This is a genomic window from Streptomyces sp. NPDC057137, assembly GCF_042670825.1.
GTDB lineage: Bacteria > Actinomycetota > Actinomycetes > Streptomycetales > Streptomycetaceae > Streptomyces.
Map to the genome: position 1 here is coordinate 55002 of NZ_JBHUUW010000007.1, position 16445 is coordinate 71446.

At 71.0% G+C, this 16445-nt stretch carries 18 protein-coding genes and 1 tRNA gene; 10 read left to right on the top strand and 9 right to left on the bottom strand.

Annotated features, from left to right (window positions below; all coding sequences use genetic code 11):
• Nucleotides 1-21 precede the first annotated feature (21 nt).
• The 3 genes from ACFT9I_RS08470 to ACFT9I_RS08480 are packed head-to-tail and all read right to left on the bottom strand — an operon-like array spanning nt 22 to nt 2940.
• A complete protein-coding gene (locus tag ACFT9I_RS08470) occupies nt 22-774 on the bottom strand; it encodes a TrmH family RNA methyltransferase (RefSeq protein ID WP_382562055.1) in 753 nt (250 codons plus the stop codon).
• Between the two features lie 34 nt (nt 775-808).
• A complete protein-coding gene (locus ACFT9I_RS08475; RefSeq protein WP_382562056.1) occupies nt 809-2173 on the bottom strand; it encodes an HTTM domain-containing protein in 1365 nt (454 codons plus the stop codon).
• Nucleotides 2170-2940 carry a DUF5819 family protein gene (locus ACFT9I_RS08480; RefSeq protein ID WP_382562058.1) on the bottom strand — a complete coding sequence of 257 codons (771 nt, stop codon included), beginning with the start codon at nt 2938-2940 and terminating at the stop codon, nt 2170-2172. Before ACFT9I_RS08480 ends, ACFT9I_RS08475 begins: the two co-directional genes overlap by 4 nt.
• A 114-nt stretch (nt 2941-3054) precedes the next feature.
• Between ACFT9I_RS08480 and paaA the strand changes: the two genes are divergently transcribed.
• Genes paaA through ACFT9I_RS08505 form a run of 5 tightly spaced genes read left to right on the top strand, consistent with a single transcriptional unit; the run spans nt 3055 to nt 6642 of the window.
• Entirely contained in the window at nt 3055-4065 is a 1011-nt protein-coding gene (gene paaA, locus ACFT9I_RS08485) for a 1,2-phenylacetyl-CoA epoxidase subunit PaaA (protein ID WP_382562059.1), read from the top strand.
• On the top strand, nt 4062-4352 hold the full coding sequence (gene paaB / locus ACFT9I_RS08490; protein WP_189106154.1) for a 1,2-phenylacetyl-CoA epoxidase subunit PaaB: 291 nt from the start codon (nt 4062-4064) through the stop codon (nt 4350-4352). Before paaA ends, paaB begins: the two co-directional genes overlap by 4 nt.
• Entirely contained in the window at nt 4349-5089 is a 741-nt protein-coding gene (gene paaC, locus ACFT9I_RS08495; protein ID WP_382562060.1) for a 1,2-phenylacetyl-CoA epoxidase subunit PaaC, read from the top strand. The genes paaB and paaC overlap by 4 nt, the downstream gene beginning before the upstream one ends.
• Entirely contained in the window at nt 5083-5589 is a 507-nt protein-coding gene (gene paaD / locus ACFT9I_RS08500) for a 1,2-phenylacetyl-CoA epoxidase subunit PaaD (RefSeq protein ID WP_382562062.1), read from the top strand. The genes paaC and paaD overlap by 7 nt, the downstream gene beginning before the upstream one ends.
• Nucleotides 5590-6642, top strand: a complete 1053-nt coding sequence (locus ACFT9I_RS08505) for a 2Fe-2S iron-sulfur cluster-binding protein (RefSeq protein WP_382562064.1) — start codon at nt 5590-5592, stop codon at nt 6640-6642.
• Nucleotides 6643-6710: 68 nt separating this feature from the next.
• Here the strand turns inward: ACFT9I_RS08505 and ACFT9I_RS08510 are convergent, their stop codons facing one another.
• On the bottom strand, nt 6711-7643 hold the full coding sequence (locus ACFT9I_RS08510; protein WP_382562065.1) for a sigma-70 family RNA polymerase sigma factor: 933 nt from the start codon (nt 7641-7643) through the stop codon (nt 6711-6713).
• 79 nt (nt 7644-7722) lie between these two features.
• Between ACFT9I_RS08510 and ACFT9I_RS08515 the strand changes: the two genes are divergently transcribed.
• Complete coding sequence (locus tag ACFT9I_RS08515; protein WP_382562067.1) at nt 7723-8493, top strand: FMN-dependent NADH-azoreductase; 771 nt, start codon at nt 7723-7725, stop codon at nt 8491-8493.
• 7 nt (nt 8494-8500) lie between these two features.
• On the opposite strand, the gene ACFT9I_RS08520 is transcribed toward ACFT9I_RS08515, so the two are convergent.
• The 4 genes from ACFT9I_RS08520 to ACFT9I_RS08535 form a co-directional block, all read right to left on the bottom strand.
• Nucleotides 8501-8845: a rhodanese-like domain-containing protein gene (locus ACFT9I_RS08520; protein WP_382562069.1), complete on the bottom strand. Its 345-nt coding sequence runs from the start codon at nt 8843-8845 to the stop codon at nt 8501-8503.
• Nucleotides 8846-8931: 86 nt separating this feature from the next.
• Nucleotides 8932-9855 carry a J domain-containing protein gene (locus ACFT9I_RS08525; RefSeq protein WP_382562071.1) on the bottom strand — a complete coding sequence of 308 codons (924 nt, stop codon included), beginning with the start codon at nt 9853-9855 and terminating at the stop codon, nt 8932-8934.
• Between the two features lie 102 nt (nt 9856-9957).
• Complete coding sequence (locus ACFT9I_RS08530) at nt 9958-11403, bottom strand: DUF2252 domain-containing protein (protein WP_382562073.1); 1446 nt, start codon at nt 11401-11403, stop codon at nt 9958-9960.
• A gap of 277 nt (nt 11404-11680) precedes the next feature.
• Nucleotides 11681-12037, bottom strand: a complete 357-nt coding sequence (locus ACFT9I_RS08535; RefSeq protein WP_382562075.1) for a winged helix-turn-helix transcriptional regulator — start codon at nt 12035-12037, stop codon at nt 11681-11683.
• A 102-nt stretch (nt 12038-12139) separates the two neighbouring features.
• On the opposite strand from ACFT9I_RS08535, the gene ACFT9I_RS08540 reads away from it, so the two are divergent.
• Complete coding sequence (locus ACFT9I_RS08540; RefSeq protein ID WP_382562077.1) at nt 12140-12751, top strand: FMN-dependent NADH-azoreductase; 612 nt, start codon at nt 12140-12142, stop codon at nt 12749-12751.
• Nucleotides 12752-12974: 223 nt separating this feature from the next.
• Here ACFT9I_RS08540 and ACFT9I_RS08545 read toward each other — a convergent pair.
• Nucleotides 12975-13061, bottom strand: a tRNA-Leu gene (locus ACFT9I_RS08545).
• 314 nt (nt 13062-13375) lie between these two features.
• Here ACFT9I_RS08545 and ACFT9I_RS08550 point away from each other — a divergent pair.
• The 3 genes from ACFT9I_RS08550 to ACFT9I_RS08560 all read left to right on the top strand — a co-directional run bounded on the left by ACFT9I_RS08550 (nt 13376) and on the right by ACFT9I_RS08560 (nt 16442).
• Nucleotides 13376-14251, top strand: coding sequence for an FhaA domain-containing protein (locus tag ACFT9I_RS08550; protein ID WP_382562079.1), 876 nt, complete (start codon nt 13376-13378; stop codon nt 14249-14251).
• 10 nt (nt 14252-14261) lie between these two features.
• Nucleotides 14262-14777 carry an FHA domain-containing protein gene (locus ACFT9I_RS08555; RefSeq protein ID WP_023540225.1) on the top strand — a complete coding sequence of 172 codons (516 nt, stop codon included), beginning with the start codon at nt 14262-14264 and terminating at the stop codon, nt 14775-14777.
• 141 nt (nt 14778-14918) lie between these two features.
• Entirely contained in the window at nt 14919-16442 is a 1524-nt protein-coding gene (locus ACFT9I_RS08560) for a Stp1/IreP family PP2C-type Ser/Thr phosphatase (RefSeq protein ID WP_382562081.1), read from the top strand.
• The last annotated feature ends 3 nt before the right edge of the window (nt 16443-16445 follow it).

Sequence of the window (16445 nt, forward strand, 5' to 3'; positions counted from 1 at the left end):
CCAACGGCGGCCGGGCGCGGGTCAGTTCGGGCCGCCCCAGTGGAACAGCGTCATGGCCACGCTGGTGGCGAGGTTGTAGCTGGAGACCTGGGGCCGCATCGGCAGCGCCAGCAACGTGTCGGCCCGCTCCCGCAGTTCGGCGGAGAGTCCGTGCCGCTCGGAGCCGAAGGCGAGCAGCGCGTCGTCGGGGAGCGTCACCGACCGGATGTCGTCGCCCTCCGGATCCAGGGCGTACAGCGGGCCCGGGGGGAACGCGTCGGGGGACAGCCGCTCCACGACGGTGGCGAAATGCAGCCCGGCGCCCGCACGGACGACGTTCGGATGCCAGGGGTCAAGGTCTCCGGTGGTCACCACCCCGGTCGCCCCGAAGCCGGCCGCGAGGCGCACCACGGCCCCGACGTTCCCGAGATTGCGCGGATTGTCGAGGACGACGACCGGCGAGTGCCGGGGCGCCGCCGCCAGCTCGGCCAGGTTCTCCGTACGCCCGCGCCTGACCGCCAGGGCCACCACCCGCGTCGGGTGCACCTTCGGCACCAGATCCCGCAGGTCGTCGGCCGGCACTTCGACGACGGACCGCCGGAGTGTGCCGGTCAGGTCGTCGGCGAGTTCGGCCGCGAGGGCGAGGACGGACTCCTTGTCACTGGTGACGGCGAGCCGCACGTCCGCCCCGAACCGCAGCGCGTGCTTCAGCGCGTGGAAGCCGTCGAGCACCACGGCGCCGGGGGCGGTCTCGTGCCACAGCCGCAGGGCGCTCGTGGGATCGACGTCGTTCATCGCCCCAGCGTAGGCGGGCGCGCGGGTACGGCCGTCACCGGACGAGCGGGGAGTCCACGTCGGTGCCGGGCGGCGCCGGAGGCGTCGTGTCGTGCCCGCCCGACCCGGCGTCGTCCTTCCGGCGCTGATCCGGGACGGTGTCCCCGCCTCTGTCCTGACCCCTGTCCCCGTCGTCGTCCTCATGAGGCGGGTGCGCGGTGAACCGTCGCCGCAGCCCGGTCACCGCGTCGCCGACCCACACCAGGAAGCCCGTCGGCAGGAAGACGGCGTCGGCCGCGATCATCGCGAGCGAGAAGAACGGCAGCCCGAGCAGGACGGCGATGCCCGCGTGCTCCAGGATCATGGCCACCAGCAGGACGTTCTTGACCCGCCGGTTGAAGAGCGTGAACGGGAACGCGACCTGCACCATGACGGTCCCGTACGTCAGCAGCAGCACGATCACGCCGCTGGACGCCAGGATGTCGGAGAGAGCGGGCCAGGGGGCGAAGTAGTCCAGGTTCAGCGGGTAGTACAGCGCGGTGCCGTCCTGCCAGCGAGAGCCCTGGATCTTGTACCAGCCGGCCGTGGCGTAGATCAGACAGACCTCCACCATGATCACGGCGAGCGTGCCGTTGTGCGTGAGGTTCGCGATGACGTCCAGCAGCGCGCGCGGCTCGCTCCTCGGCGCGAAACGGTTCACCGCCCACCACAGCCCCTGGGAGAGCCACAGCGTCCACAGCAGCGCCGTCACCCACCACTCGCCGCCGGTCGTGTCCAGCAGCGTGCCCAGCAGGGCCACGCCGAGCACGACCCACAGGAGCGGTCCGACCCGGTCCGGCGGCGCGGTCCCGCCGGACGCCACGACGCGCGCGGCGCGGGCCTTCCGGCGGGCGTCCAGCGACCAGACCTGGCCGCAGCGCGTGAGCACCAGATAGATCGCCATCAGGTGGATGACGTTGTCGCCGCCGTCGCCCATGAAGATGCTGCGGTTCTGGAGGGACAGCACGCCCACCATGAAGAGCACGGACATGGTGCGGGTGCGCCAGCCGATCATCAGCAGGGCGCTGGACAGTACGGCGACGGCGTACACGATCTCGAACCAGACGCCGCTGTCGGACCACATGAGCGTGGTGAACGCGCCGTTGCCCGCGATCAGCTGCTGGGCCATGTCCCAGCTCCACGGGCTGCCGGGCCCGTACAGCTCACGGCGGTTGGGCAGTTCACGCAGCAGGAACAGGAGCCAGGCGGCGGCGAAGCCGATGCGGACGACGGCGCTCTGGTACGGGCCGAGGGCCCGGGACGTGACGCGCCGGAGGGCGAGCGCGGCCTTGCGGTTGACGGACACCGCGGACATCGCAGGCGCCTCGGACGGGACGGGCGCCTCGTGCGCGGGGCGGCCGGGGCGGGCGGGGCGGCTCATCCGCGGGCCTCCGTACGGCCGTCGGCGGTCACGTCGCCGGTGCCCGCGCCTTCGTTCCGTACGCCTTCGGACAGGTCCTCGGGGGTCACGGTCCACCACGGGAAGACGCGGTAGCCGGGCTTCGTGTTGATCTTCTCGTCACTCCACGGGGGCGCCGCGACGGACCGGGTGGCGGACCTGAGCTGGAAACGCTCGACGGGCCCGCCGAAATCGTGCGACTCCAGGCGCAGCATCACTATCCGGCGTATGTAGCTCTCGGAGAGCTGTCCGCGCAGACCGTCGGGGCGGGCCTTGTCGTCGTGGGAGTTGACGAAGAAGTCCCAGCCCCGGCGCAGCTCGTTCTGGTCGACATGGCTGGGGAGGGGGTTGCCGCGGATCGCCGCGCCGTCCTCGGCGGACAGGTTGATCCAGCCGGTCGTGCCGCGCGAGCCGTCCGCCTTGTCCACCTCGGCGCGCACCTCGACGGCGATGTTCTGCTGGAGGGGGTTGGGCGCGAAGAGTTTCCAGTTCTGCTCGAACTCCGGAAAGACCCAGTCGCCGACCTGCTCGCCGTACTTCTTGGAGACCGTGTTGTCGGGCGCGACATGCAGGAACACCATGGCCACATGGCCCACGGCGACCAGTCCGACGACCGCGAGAGCGAGCGCGGCGACCACTTGGTACCGGAAGGAGAGCCCCGCTATCCCCTGCGACGGTCCCGGCGCCGGACCCGGTGGTGGCTCCGGTGGTGGCGCCGGATTCTCACCCTTGTCGTCGTACGAATCCATCCCGCCCCGATCCCCGTCTTTCCACAGTCGGTTATCCACAGGGTTGACACCCTACGGGCCGCCGACCGACCATTGAAGTCCATGAACCGAACGATCGGTCGGTAGGGGGCCCGGATGACGGCAGTGACCGAGGGGACGGCTGTGGAGGCGACGATGGAGATGACGGCAGAGGCACACGAGGCGGCGTTCGACACCGCCGTGGCCGCCGACGAGCGCATCGAGCCCCGCGACTGGATGCCGGAGGCCTACCGCGCATCGCTCGTCCGCCAGATGGCCCAGCACGCGCACTCGGAAATCATCGGCATGCAGCCGGAGGCCAACTGGATCACCCGCGCGCCCTCGCTGCGCCGCAAGGCGATCCTGATGGCCAAGGTGCAGGACGAGGCGGGGCACGGGCTGTATCTCTACAGCGCGGCGGAGACGCTGGGCACAAGCCGGGACGAGCTGCTCGACAAGCTCCACGCCGGCCGCCAGAGGTATTCGTCGATCTTCAACTATCCGACGCTGACCTGGGCGGACGTCGGCGCCGTCGGCTGGCTGGTGGACGGCGCCGCGATCACGAATCAGGTCCCGCTCTGCCGCTGCTCGTACGGCCCGTACGCCCGCGCGATGGTCCGTATCTGCAAGGAGGAGTCCTTCCACCAGCGCCAGGGGTACGAGTCGCTGCTCGCCCTCAGCCGTGGCACCCCCGCGCAGCACGAGATGGCGCAGGACGCGGTGAACCGCTGGTGGTGGCCCTCGCTGATGATGTTCGGCCCGCCGGACGACGAGTCGGCGCACTCCGAGCAGTCGATGATCTGGAAGATCAAGCGGCACTCGAACGACGAATTGCGGCAGCGCTTCGTGGACATCTGTGTCCCCCAGGCCGAGGCGCTCGGTCTCACGCTCCCGGACCCGGACCTGAAGTGGAACGAGGAGCGGGGACAGCACGACTTCGGGGCGATCGACTGGGACGAGTTCCGCGAGGTCCTGAAGGGCAACGGGCCCTGCAACGAGGAGCGGATCAGCCGGCGGCGCCGCGCGCACGAGGAAGGCGCCTGGGTACGCGAGGCGGCGACGGCGTACGCGGCGAAGCACAGCGGCAGAGCCAACGGCACCAACGCGGAGAATGAGGCGACGGCATGAGCGGTTCGACCCAGTGGCCTCTGTGGGAGGTGTTCGTGCGGTCCCGCCGTGGGCTCTCGCACACGCACGCGGGAAGCCTGCACGCCCCGGACGCGGAGATGGCCCTGCGCAACGCGCGCGATCTCTACACCCGGCGCAGCGAGGGCGTGTCGATCTGGGTGGTTCCCTCCGCCTCGATCACGGCGTCCTCGCCGGACGAGAAGGACTCGTTCTTCGAGCCGGCCGGCGACAAGCCGTACCGGCACCCGACGTTCTACGAGATCCCGGAGGGGGTGCGTCACCTGTGAGCGCCCCGACGGACACGGCCACCGGGGCAGCGGCCCTCGCCCTCGCCGACGACGCGCTGATCCTGTCGCACCGGCTGGGGGAGTGGGCGGGACACGCACCCGAGCTGGAAGAGGACGTGGCCCTCGCCAACATCGCGCTGGACCTGCTGGGCCAGGCCCGGATCCTGTACTCCCTGGTGGGGGACGAGGACGAGCTGGCCTATCTGCGCGAGGAGCGCGCCTTCCGCAATGTCCAGCTGGTCGAGCAGCCGAACGGCGACTTCGCGCACTCGATCGCCCGCCAGCTCTACTTCTCCACCTACCAGCGGCTGCTCTACGGCCAGTTGGCGACCGGGGACGGCCCCTTCGCCGGACTCGCCGCCAAGGCCGTGAAGGAAGTCGACTACCACCAGGACCACGCCGAGCAGTGGACCCTGCGGCTCGGTGACGGCACCGCCGAGAGCCATGAGCGGATGCAGCGGGCCTGTACGGCGCTGTGGCGGTTCACCGGCGAGATGTTCCAGCCCATCGGCGGCGGCGCCGGGCTGGACGGTGTCAACGGGCAGGAGCTGGAGGAGCGTTGGCTCTCCTCCGTCACCGGTGTGCTGGAGCGCGCGACACTGACGCTGCCCGACGGACCACGTGCCGGGGCATGGACGGCGGGCGCGGGCAGGCAGGGCCTGCACACCGAGTCGTTCGGCCGCATGCTCGCCGAGATGCAGCACCTGCACCGCAGCCACCCGGGGGCGTCATGGTGACCGGGACGAGCGAACCGACCGCGTTGGAGAGCGAACTGCGCGCGCTCGCCGGCTCCGTGCCCGACCCCGAGCTGCCGGTGGTGACGCTGGAGGAGCTGGGCGTGCTGCGCGCCGTCCATGTCTCGGGCCCCGGCCGGGTCGAGGTCGAACTGACCCCGACCTACACCGGCTGCCCGGCGATCGAGACGATGTCCTCGGACATCGAGCGCGTGCTGCACGAGAACGGGATGGTGGACGTCACCGTCGTCACGGTGCTCTCCCCCGCCTGGTCGACGGACGACATCAGCGCCGAAGGCCGCCGCAAACTCGCGGAGTTCGGCATCGCACCGCCGCGCCCGCACAGCACGGACGGACCGGTGCCGCTCACCCTCGCCATCCGCTGCCCGCACTGCGGCTCGACGGACACCGAGCTGCTGAGCCGGTTCTCCTCCACCGCGTGCAAGGCGCTGCGCCGCTGCTCGGCCTGTCGTGAACCGTTCGACCACTTCAAGGAGTTGTAGATGTTCCATCCGCTCCGCGTCAGCGAGGTCGAGCAGCTCACGGACGACTCGGTGACCGTCACCTTCGCCGTGCCGCCCGAGCTGGACGAGACGTTCCGGCACACACCGGGTCAGCACATCGCGCTGCGCCGCGTCGTGGACGGCGAGGAGATCCGTCGTACGTACTCGATCTGCGCGCCCGCCGGCGAGCGCCCCGTGCTGCGGGTCGGCATCCGGCTGGTCGAGGGCGGCGAGTTCTCGACGTACGCCCTGAAGGAACTCGCCGTGGGCGACACGGTCGAGGTCATGGAGCCGACCGGCCGCTTCGTGCTCGCGCCGCGCGCCGGGCACTTCGCCGCGATCGTCGGCGGCAGCGGCATCACCCCGGTGCTGTCGATCGCCTCGACGGTCCTGGCCCGGGAGCCGGACGCCCGGTTCTGTCTGATCCGCAGCGACCGCACGGTGGCTTCGACGATGTTCCTGGAGGAGGTCGCCGACCTCAAGGACCGCTATCCGGACCGCTTCCAGCTGGTCACGGTCGTGTCCAGGGAGGAGCAGCAGGCCGGGCTCCCCTCGGGCCGGCTGGACGAGGAGCGTCTGGCGGAGCTGCTGCCCGCGCTGCTCCCGGTGGCCAGTGTCGACGGCTGGTTCCTGTGCGGCCCGCTCGGTCTGGTCAAGGGGGCGGAGCGGGCGCTGCGCGACCTCGGCGTCCGGCGGACCGTGATCCACCAGGAGATCTTCCACGTGGACGACGGCGCGCTGGGCGCGGCCACGCCCGCCGCGTCGGTCACCCCCGCCGGGAGCACGCTCACGGCGACGCTCGACGGCCGTTCCGGCAGCTGGCCCGTCCACGACGGGGACTCCCTGCTGGAGACCGTGCTGCGCAGCCGGGCGGACGCTCCGTACGCGTGCAAGGGCGGCGTCTGCGGGACCTGCCGGGCCTTCCTCGTCTCGGGCGAGGTACGGATGGACCGTAACTTCGCCCTGGAGCCCGAGGAGACGGAAGCGGGTTACGTGTTGGCCTGCCAGTCCCATCCGGCGACCGCCGAGGTCGAGCTGGACTTCGACCGCTGACAACCGCTGACAGCCACTGACACCGGCCCACCGCGCCACCACGCCCGCTTCCCGCTTCCCGCCCTCCGTCAGCGGGCGGGGCCGTCGGCCGGTGGGCCGAGCACGGCCAGGTCGAGGCCGCGCAGGCGCTCGGGGTCGGCGAACACCTCGAACGCGGTGATCCTGTCGCCCTCGACCGTGCATGTGAGGGCGTAGAGGAGCCGGCCGTACGGCGCCACGACCACGCCGACCGCCCCGTTCACGAGCGCCGTCTCCGCGAACCGCGACCTGCGCCCGAAGTGCACCGTCTCCCGGGCCACCGCCCGTGCGCCGCGGACCTCGGTGGCCGCTCCCCCGGGCAGTGCCTGAGGGTCCGCCCGGCGTACGACATCGGGGGCCAGCACCGCGAGCAGCGCGTCGAGGTCGCCCCCGCGCGAGGCCGCGAGGAACGCGTCGACCACCACCCGGTGCCGGTCCAGCTCGGCGCCGGGGATCTCGGTGGTCCCCCGCACCCGCTGCCGGGCCCGGCTGGCGAGCTTCTTCGTGGTGACGGGTGACCGCCCCACCAGCGGCGCGATCCGGTCGAACGGCACCGCGAACATGTCGTGCAGGACGAAGGCGACGCGCTCGGCGGGGGCGAGGGTGTCCAGCACCACGAGCATCGCCCGGCCGACCGAGTCGACCAGCACCGCCTCGCCCTCGGGATCGCTCCCCGCCCGCTCGGCACCGGCGCCCCACGGCCGGTCCGGGACCCGCTGCCCCACCGGATCCTCCCGCCGCGACGTACGGGAACGCAGCATGTCGAGACAGACGCGGGAGACGACCGTCCGCAGCCAGGCGGCCAGATTCTCCACCTCCGCGCCGTCGGCCCGGCTGAGCCGCAACCAGGCCTCCTGTACGGCGTCGTCCGCCTCGGCGAGCGAGCCGAGCATCCGGTAGGCGACCGCCCGCAGCTGGGCGCGGTGCGCCTCGAACCGCTCCGCCAGCTCGTCCTGCCCCTGCCGCCGCTCTCGCTCTTCCATCGGTCAGGTCACCTTTCCTCGCCGCGGCCCGTCCATTGAATGACGTAACCGAACGAGCAGAAGTGACGGAGCCATCCCTATGACCACCGACACACCCCACGCGCCCGAGGGAATTCAGGCGATCCAGGCCGCCCGGTCCGGGACGCCCTGCCTGCTGCAGCTGGATTCCAGCGCCGACAACGCCGGGGAATCCGTCAGCAGGCAGCTGACCGCCCTGTTCGCGGACACCTGGCGCGCCCTGCACGGCCCGGCCGGCCACCGGTACCGCGACCTGGCCGCCGATCCCGTACCGCTGGTGTCGTCCGCCTACGCCTCCCTCGGCCGACGGGTGGAGCGACACGGCACCGTCCCGCCCTCCGCGGTGGCGGCGCTGGCCGACGGCGCGGCCGAGCGGCGGGAGTGGGCGCTGACCCTGCCGCTGATCACGGAACTGCTGGCCGCGGACACCGTGCTGATCGGCGTCCCGATGTACAACTTCTCGATACCGGCCTCGCTGAAGGCCTGGATCGACCGGCTGACCTTCCCCGGCGCGTACGTGGACCCGGACACCGGAAGGAGCCTGCTGCGCGATACGCGGGTGGTCGTCGTCACCGCGCGCGGCGGCGGATACGGCCCCGGCACCCCACGGGAGGCGTACGACTTCCAGACGCCCTATCTGCGTACGTATTTCGGCGCACTCGGAGTGGCCGACGAGAACCTGATTTTCACGCACGCCGAGATGACCCGCTCGGGCGACGTCCCGGAACTGGCCCGGTTCCAGGAGATGGCGGCGCACTCCCTCGCGGCGGCCCGGACCGCCATGACCACCGAGGCGGGCCGGGTCGACGGGAAGGCGGGGAACCGCCGGTGACGACTCGTCAGAGAACGAACGCCGGGCTGCCGTTGTCGGTGACCATCGGGCGGCCGGCACCGTCCCAGGCCTGCATCCCGCCCTCGATGTTCGCCGCGTCGATGCCCTGCTGCACCAGATACTGGGTGACCTGCGCGGACCGGCCACCGACCCGGCACATGACGAAGGCCTTGCGCCCGTCGGCCACCGCCTCGGTCACCTCGCCGAAGCGCGCCACGAAATCGCTCATCGGGATGTGCAGCGCGCCCTCGACGTGGCCCGCCGCCCATTCGTCGTCCTCACGGACGTCGAGCACCAGACCGTCGGACGGTACCGCCGCGACATCCACCGCGGGCAGCTGGGCGAAACTCATGTGATGTGCCTTCTCTCGTACGTGTGTGTCTGCCGGTGCGGCAGATACAGCGGGTGCGACAGGTACAGCCTCCCGTACGGGACGCGCTACTGCTGCACCAACCTGGCCAGTTCGGACTCGCGTCCCGAAACCTCGGCGAGCAGCTGCTCGGCGATCTCCTCCAGCAGCCGGTCGGGATCGTCGGGCGCCATCTGAAGCATCGCGCCGATCGCGCTCTGCTCCAGATCCTTCGCCACGAGCGTCAGCAGCTCCTTGCGCTGGGCCAGCCACTCCAGCCGGGCGTAGAGCTCCTCGCTCTCGCTCAGGCGCGGCTCCTTCGGCGCGGGCCCCGCCGCCCACTCCTCGGCGAGCTGCCTGAGCAGCGCCTCGTCCCCACGCCCGTAGGCCGCGTTCACACGAGCGATGAACTCGTCGCGCCTGGCCCGCTCGGTGTCGTCCTGCGCGAGATCCGGATGCGCCTTGCGGGCCAGGTCGCGGTAGAGCTTGCGCACCTCGTCGGTCGGCCGCACCCGCTTCGGCGGCTGCACGGGCTGGTCGGTCAGCATCGCCGCGGCCTCCGGCGACAGCCCGTCGGAGTCGAGCCAGTCGTGGAACAGCTCCTCGATCCCCGGCATCGGCTGCACCATCGCCCGTGCCTCACGCGCCTTGCGCAGATCCTCGGGGTCACCCGACCGGGACGCGCGGGCCTCGGCGATCATCGCGTCCAGCTCGTCCAGCCGCGCGTACATGGGGCCGAGCCGCTGGTGATGCAGCCGGGAGAAGTTCTCCACCTCGACCCGGAACGTCTCCAGCGCGATCTCGAACTCGATCAACGCCTGCTCGGCGGCCCGCACGGCCCGCTCCAGCCGCGCCTCCGGCCGCTCGGGCCCCGACGCCTCCCCGGCGCCCTCCGTGGCGTCCGCGTCCCCGGCAGCACCCGTCGTCGTATCCGTCGTCGCATCGGGCACGTCTGGCACGTCCTGCTCGTCGTCGTTACGGATCGTCGGCTCCCCGAAGGCGTCCTGCGTCACCCGTCCAGCCTACGGGCGAACGCACCCCACTCCTTCACATCCCGGGCCCCACGCCCCGCCACGCCGCACGGATCCCGGGCCCCGCCCCGGATCCCGCCGCCCTCAGACGCCCAGCTCGGCGGCTATCCGTCCGCTCCTGACGGCCGTCACCAGCTCCGCGTGATCCGCCTCGGTCCGGTCCGCGTACGCGACGGCGAAAGCCGCGACCGCCTCGTCCAGCTCCTCGTTCTTGCCGCAGTAGGCCGCGACGAGCCGCGGGTCCACGCTGTGCGCGTGCGCCCTGGCCAGCAGCGCGCCGGTCATCCGCGCGTAGTCGTCGACCTGGTCGGCCGGCAGCGCCGCCGGGTCCACACTGCCCTTGCGGTTCCTGAACTGCCGTACCTGATAAGGCCGGCCGGCCACCGTCGTCCAGCCCAGCAGGTTGTCGCTGACGACCTGCATCCGCTTCTGCCCGAGCACCACCCGGCGCCCCTCGTGCTCCACACCCGGCGTCTCGAACCCCGCCGCCTCCACGAACGGCAGCAGCGCCGACGCCCGCGCCTCCTTCACCTGAAGCACCAGCGGCTCGCCCCGGTGGTCCAGCAGCAGCACCACGTACGACCGCGTCCCGACACTGCCGGTGCCGACCACGCGGAACGCCACATCATGGATCGCGTACCGCGCGAGCAGCGGCAGCCGGTCCTCCGAGAGCGTTTCCACGTACTCGCCCAGCGCGGCCGCGACCGCCGCGGCCTCCTCGTCCGGCACCCGCCGCAGCACCGGCGGCGCGTCGACGAAGCGCCGCTGCGCCACCGCGTCCACGCCCCCGGCGCCGTTCACGACCTCGGTCGACTTGGCGGCGAACCGCGCGCTCGTGTTCTTGCGCGCCTTCTCCGACACCCGCTCCAGCGTCCCCACCAGGTCGCGCGCGTCCGTGTGGGAGACAAGCTCCTCGTCGGCGATCGCGTTCCACGCGTCCAGGGCCGACAGCTTCGACAGCAGCCGCATCGTGCGCCGATACGCGCCCACCGCGTCCTGAGCGCCGCGCCGGCACGTCTCCTCGTCGGCGCCGGCCTCCCGCCCGGCGAGCACCAGTGAGGTCGCGAGCCGTTTGACGTCCCACTCCCAGGGGCCGACCACCGTCTCGTCGAAGTCGTTCAGATCGATGACCAGGCGGCCTCGCGCGTCCCCGTACAACCCGAAGTTCGCCGCGTGCGCGTCACCGCAGATCTGCGCGCCCGCGCCCGTCACCGGCGTCCCCACCAGGTCGTACGCCATCAGTCCTGCCGCGCCCCGCAGAAACGCGAAGGGTGTCGCGGCCATCCGGCCCACCCGCAGCGGCGCCAGCTCGGGCACCCGGTCGCGGCTCGACTCCTCGACGGCCCGCACCGCGTCCGGCCGCGCGGCGGTGAGCACCAGCGAATCGTGCGAAGACCTCGGCACCCGCTCCCGCAGCGCCTTACCCGCGTCCTTCGGCGTGCTCCCCGCGCCGCCCGCCGTCACGCGCCGCGCGAAGCCCGGCACCACCGGAATGCGCTCGTCCGTCACCACCGAACCGACCTCGCTCATGGCGCGCCGCCTCCCCCGTACTCGACCAACATCAACTGCCCACGACGGTACAGCCGCCCCCCGACGACCGTCTCCCCCTGTGGATAACCCCTGATCCCGCTCCGGGCAACCGCTAGGTCCTGTCCGGCAGATCTTCGGGGGCCCGGGGCGCCTGGCACGGCACCTCGCCGCGTTGTCGGAGTCGTCCAAGTACGTCCAGTACGAGAACGATCCTCCGCCTTGCGATGCACCGCACCAGACGCCCCGGGCTGATCCCCGAAGATCCGCCGGACAGGACCTAGTCCCGCTTCGGGCAGCCGCTCTCGCCGGCCAGATGCTTCTCGGCCCACCGCCCCAGTTCCTGCAGTGCGGGCTTCATCGCCGCCCCCGCCTCCGTGAGCCGGTACGCGACCCGCAGCGGCGGCCCTTCCTCGACCTCGCGCACGAGCAGCCCGGCCGCCGCCAGCTCCGTCAGCCGGTCGGAGAGCATGCGTTCGCTGATGCCGGGGATCGCCCGCCGCAACTCCGCGAAATACACGGCGCGTTGCAGGAGAACAGACACGATCAGCCCGGTCCACCGCTTGCCGAACAGCTCGAAGACGCGGGTCATCCCCACGTCGGCCGGCTTGCACGGGTCCCCGCAGCTTCCCTCCATGCACCCAGCGTACTGCGAACCCATGAGGACCTAATAAAAAGTAAGCTACTGTGTTATTCATAGGTACGAACGAATCCGCTCACCCCACCCCTGGAGACCCTCATGGCCACACTGCTGCACCTCGACTCCGCCGTTTCCCCCCAGGGATCCGCGTCGCGTGACGTCACCGCCGCCTTCGTACAGGGCTGGAGCGAACAGCACCCGGAAGGCGAGGTCGTCTACCGCGATCTCGCCGCCGCCCCGCTGCCGCACCTGAACATCTCCGCGGTCGCCGCAGGCGCGGAGAACGCGCTGCGCGCGGAACTCGCCGCCGAACTGGCGGCCGCGGACGCGGTCCTCATCGGCGCCCCGATGTACAACTTCACGATCCCGTCCACCCTGAAGGCGTGGCTGGACCACGTGATCATCGTCGGCCACAACGCCGGCGAGGACAGCCCGATCAAGGGCAAGCCGTTCACGGTCGTCGCCAGCCGGGGCGGCTCGTACGCGTCGGGCACCCCGCGCGAGGACTTCGAGTTCGTCCAGAACTATCTGGAGAAGGTGCTGAGCGGCATGTTCGGCGTCGAGGTCGACTTCATCGTCCCCGAACTGACCCTGGCCCGCACGGTGCCCGCGATGGCCGAGCTCATCCCGCTCGCCGACGCCTCCCGCGCGAAGGCACAGGAAGAGGCCGCGCAGAAGGCCAAGGCCCTCGCCGCCCGCCTCGTCGCCTGACGCGAGCGCGCCGAACGACCGCGAACGCACAGACCGAACGCACAGACCGAACGCACACCGACCCGCACCCAGGCCTTACCGGGTGCGGGTCAGTTCGTCGCCACCCCCACCCGGTGACATGCGTCACCGCACGGTCCACGTCGCACAGTAGGATCCGGACATACGAGAAACGGGCCCCGCCAGGACTTTCGTCTCTGGCGAGAACCCGTCACATCGGTTTCTCTGGTGCGCGAGGGGGGAGTTGAACCCCCACGCCCTTTCGGGCACTGGAACCTGAATCCAGCGCGTCTGCCTATTCCGCCACCCGCGCATTGGGTGTGCCGTCCGGTCTCTCACCTGCTGGTGTGATCGCCTGGCGACATCGAAAAGATTAGCACGCTGCACAGGGTGGAATCACATCCGTTTGTCTCGGCAACCCTGCCGGGGAACAAGCAACCTGGAGCGGCCTCCCCCACTCCTCCGGAGTGCACCCCGCATGCGGGACACTGTCCTGGGGCCGCCTCTACGATCCGTGTGAGAGGTGACACTCATCGACGGGGCAGACAAGGGGAACCACTCGATTTCCCCACGCGTGGATACGATCAGTAAGCAGTACCAGGACGGCAACGACGAAGGAGGTGCCCCATGGGAGTCCTGAAGCGCTTCGAGCAGCGACTCGAAGGTCTGGTCAACGGCACCTTCGCGAAGGTGTTCAAGTCCGAGGTCCAGCCCGTGGAGATCGCCGGCGCCCTTCAGCGTGAGTGCGACAACAACGCCACGATCTGGAACCGCGAGCGGACCGTCGTCCCCAACGACTTCATCGTCGAGCTGAGCGCGCCCGACTTCGAGCGCCTCAGCCCGTACTCGGGACAGCTCGGCGACGAACTCTCCGGGCTCGTACGCGATTACGCGAAGCAGCAGCGCTACACGTTCATGGGCCCCATCAAGGTCCATCTGGAGAAGGCCGACGATCTCGACACCGGTCTGTACCGGGTACGCAGCCGCACCCTCGCGTCGAGTACGTCACAGGGCCCCGAGCAAGGCCCGGGACCCGCACCCGCCCGCGGGGCGGCCCCCGGCCGGGCCCCCGCGCCCCCGCCGGCCGCACCGCCCGGTGGCTACGGCTACCCGCCCTCGTCCCCGCCCCCCATGCCTCCGACGCCCCCACCGGGCGCCGGGCGCCCGGGACCGGCCGCGCAGGCCCCCTCGACACCGCCCCCCGGGGCGATGCCGGGCGCCCAGGTCCGCCGCTGGATCGAGATCAACGGCAATCGCCACCAGATCTCGCGACCCACGCTGGTGCTGGGCCGCAGCACCGACGCCGACGTGCGGATCGACGATCCCGGCGTCTCCCGCCGGCACTGCGAGATTCGGACCGGAACGCCCTCGACGATCCAGGATCTCGGGTCCACCAACGGCATCGTGGTAGACGGGCAGCACACCACCCGCGCTACGCTCCGCGACGGCTCGCGGATCGTCGTGGGCCAAACCACCATCGTTTACCGGCAAGCCGAAGGGTGAAGCGGGGGCAATGTCAGAGCTGACCCTGACGGTCATGCGGCTAGGTTTCCTAGCTGTTCTGTGGCTGTTCGTGATTGTGGCCGTCCAGGTCATTCGGAGCGATCTGTTCGGCACACGTGTCACGCAGCGCGGCTCACGCCGCAACGCCGACGCGCGTCCGCCGCAGGGCGCCGCCCGCCAGACCGCCGCGCCTCCCGCGCAGCGGTCGCAGGGCGGGCGCCAGCGCCGGGGGGCGCCCACGAAGCTGGTCGTCTCGGAAGGGATCCTCACCGGCACCACGGTGGCCCTCCAGGGACAGACCATCACCCTGGGCCGGGCGCACGACTCAACGATCGTGCTGGACGACGACTACGCGTCCAGCAGGCATGCCAGGATCTACCCGGACCGGGACGGCCAGTGGATCGTCGAGGATCTCGGGTCCACCAACGGCACGTATCTCGACCGGACCCGGCTCACCACGCCGACACCGATTCCGCCGGGGGCGCCGATCCGCATCGGCAAGACCGTCATCGAGCTGCGGAAGTAGTACGACAATGAGCGAGCGGAGCGAGCGAGCCGCGGCGGTCCCGACGTGGGACCGCGGCATGCTCCCGACCGGAGGGTGGGCAGTGTGGCTCGAGACCGGCTGGCGCCACATTCGGCTGGCGAACCGACAGGAGAGGCGCGCATGAGTCTTTCTCTGCGCTTCGCCGCCGGGTCGCACAAAGGCATGATCCGGGAGGGGAACGAGGACTCCGGCTACGCCGGTCCCCGCCTCCTGGCCATCGCCGACGGCATGGGCGGCCAGGCCGCCGGTGAGGTCGCCTCGTCCGAGGTGATCTCCACGCTCGTGCAGCTCGACGACGACGTGCCGGGATCGGACATCCTCACCTCGCTCGGTACGGCGGTCCAGCGCGCCAACGACCAGCTGCGCGTGATGGTCGAGGAGGACCCCCAGCTGGAGGGCATGGGCACCACGCTCACCGCCCTCCTGTGGACGGGCCAGCGCCTCGGCCTCGTACACGTCGGCGACTCCCGCGCCTACCTCCTGCGCGACGGTGTGCTCACGCAGATCACCCAGGACCACACCTGGGTGCAGCGCCTCGTCGACGAGGGGCGCATCACCGAGGAAGAGGCCACCACCCACCCCCAGCGCTCCCTGCTGATGCGCGCGCTGGGCAGCGGCGACCATGTCGAGCCCGATCTCTCGATCCGCGAAGTCCGCGCGGGTGACCGGTACTTGATCTGTTCCGACGGCCTCTCCGGCGTCGTCTCGCACCAGACCATGGAAGAGACCCTGGCGAGCTACCAGGGCCCGCAGGAGACCATCCAGGACCTCATCCAGCTCGCTCTGCGCGGCGGCGGTCCCGACAACATCACCTGCATCGTCGCCGACGTCCTGGATGTCGAGTCCAACGACACCCTCGCCGGGCAGCTCAACGACACCCCGGTCGTCGTCGGCGCCGTCGCCGAGAACCAGCAGCTGCACGCCGCCGAGAGCGACCCGTCGATGCAGACGCCCGCCGGCCGCGCCGCGGGCCTGGGCCGTCCCGTACCGCAGCAGCACCAGCCCCCTCCGGGGGGCTTCGGCCCGCCGGGCAGCGGAGACGGAGCCGGTTACGGCGGCATGCCGCCGGACGCCGGCTTCGGCGCGTACAACGACGACGACTTCGTGAAGCCGCGCACCGGCCGCAAGTGGCTCAAGCGGTCGTTCTACATCGTGCTCGCGCTGGCGGTCGTCGGCGGCGGTCTGTACGGCGGCTACCGCTGGACCCAGACCCAGTACTACGTCGGGACCAACGACGAGCACGTCGCGCTCTACCGGGGCATCAGCCAGGATCTGGCCTGGGTCTCGCTGTCGAAGGTCGAACAGGACTTCACCAAGATCGAACTCAAGTACCTACCGCCGTACCAGCGCAAGCAGGTCGAGGACACCATCGCCGAGGGCAGCAAGTCCTCCGCGCGCACCAAGATCGACGACCTCTCCAAGCAGGCCGCGGCGTGCAAGAAGGACGAACAGCGCCGCGAGTCCGAGCGCGCGGCGAACGCGATCACCGGCGAGGGCGAGGCCGGCGGTACGACCGGGACGAAGCCGCAGACCGGCACCACCACCAACTCCAAGCCAGAAACGCCGAAAACGGCGACTCCCACTCCGGGCCCCAGCCTCTCGGAGGAGGAGCAGAAGCTGGCCTCGAACTGCGGTAAGCAGTAGCCG

Coding starts and splice junctions, on each gene's coding strand:
- paaA (WP_382562059.1), top strand. CDS start 3,055: ATGACGGCAGTGACCGAGGGGACGGCTGTGGAGGCGACGATGGAGATG.
- ACFT9I_RS08560 (WP_382562081.1), top strand. CDS start 14,919: ATGAGTCTTTCTCTGCGCTTCGCCGCCGGGTCGCACAAAGGCATGATC.
- ACFT9I_RS08480 (WP_382562058.1), bottom strand. CDS start 2,940: ATGGATTCGTACGACGACAAGGGTGAGAATCCGGCGCCACCACCGGAG.
- ACFT9I_RS08535 (WP_382562075.1), bottom strand. CDS start 12,037: ATGGAGGGAAGCTGCGGGGACCCGTGCAAGCCGGCCGACGTGGGGATG.
- ACFT9I_RS08520 (WP_382562069.1), bottom strand. CDS start 8,845: ATGAGTTTCGCCCAGCTGCCCGCGGTGGATGTCGCGGCGGTACCGTCC.
- ACFT9I_RS08515 (WP_382562067.1), top strand. CDS start 7,723: ATGACCACCGACACACCCCACGCGCCCGAGGGAATTCAGGCGATCCAG.
- paaD (WP_382562062.1), top strand. CDS start 5,083: ATGGTGACCGGGACGAGCGAACCGACCGCGTTGGAGAGCGAACTGCGC.
- ACFT9I_RS08505 (WP_382562064.1), top strand. CDS start 5,590: ATGTTCCATCCGCTCCGCGTCAGCGAGGTCGAGCAGCTCACGGACGAC.
- ACFT9I_RS08555 (WP_023540225.1), top strand. CDS start 14,262: ATGTCAGAGCTGACCCTGACGGTCATGCGGCTAGGTTTCCTAGCTGTT.
- ACFT9I_RS08510 (WP_382562065.1), bottom strand. CDS start 7,643: ATGGAAGAGCGAGAGCGGCGGCAGGGGCAGGACGAGCTGGCGGAGCGG.
- ACFT9I_RS08475 (WP_382562056.1), bottom strand. CDS start 2,173: ATGAGCCGCCCCGCCCGCCCCGGCCGCCCCGCGCACGAGGCGCCCGTC.
- ACFT9I_RS08530 (WP_382562073.1), bottom strand. CDS start 11,403: ATGAGCGAGGTCGGTTCGGTGGTGACGGACGAGCGCATTCCGGTGGTG.
- paaB (WP_189106154.1), top strand. CDS start 4,062: ATGAGCGGTTCGACCCAGTGGCCTCTGTGGGAGGTGTTCGTGCGGTCC.
- ACFT9I_RS08550 (WP_382562079.1), top strand. CDS start 13,376: ATGGGAGTCCTGAAGCGCTTCGAGCAGCGACTCGAAGGTCTGGTCAAC.
- ACFT9I_RS08540 (WP_382562077.1), top strand. CDS start 12,140: ATGGCCACACTGCTGCACCTCGACTCCGCCGTTTCCCCCCAGGGATCC.
- ACFT9I_RS08470 (WP_382562055.1), bottom strand. CDS start 774: ATGAACGACGTCGATCCCACGAGCGCCCTGCGGCTGTGGCACGAGACC.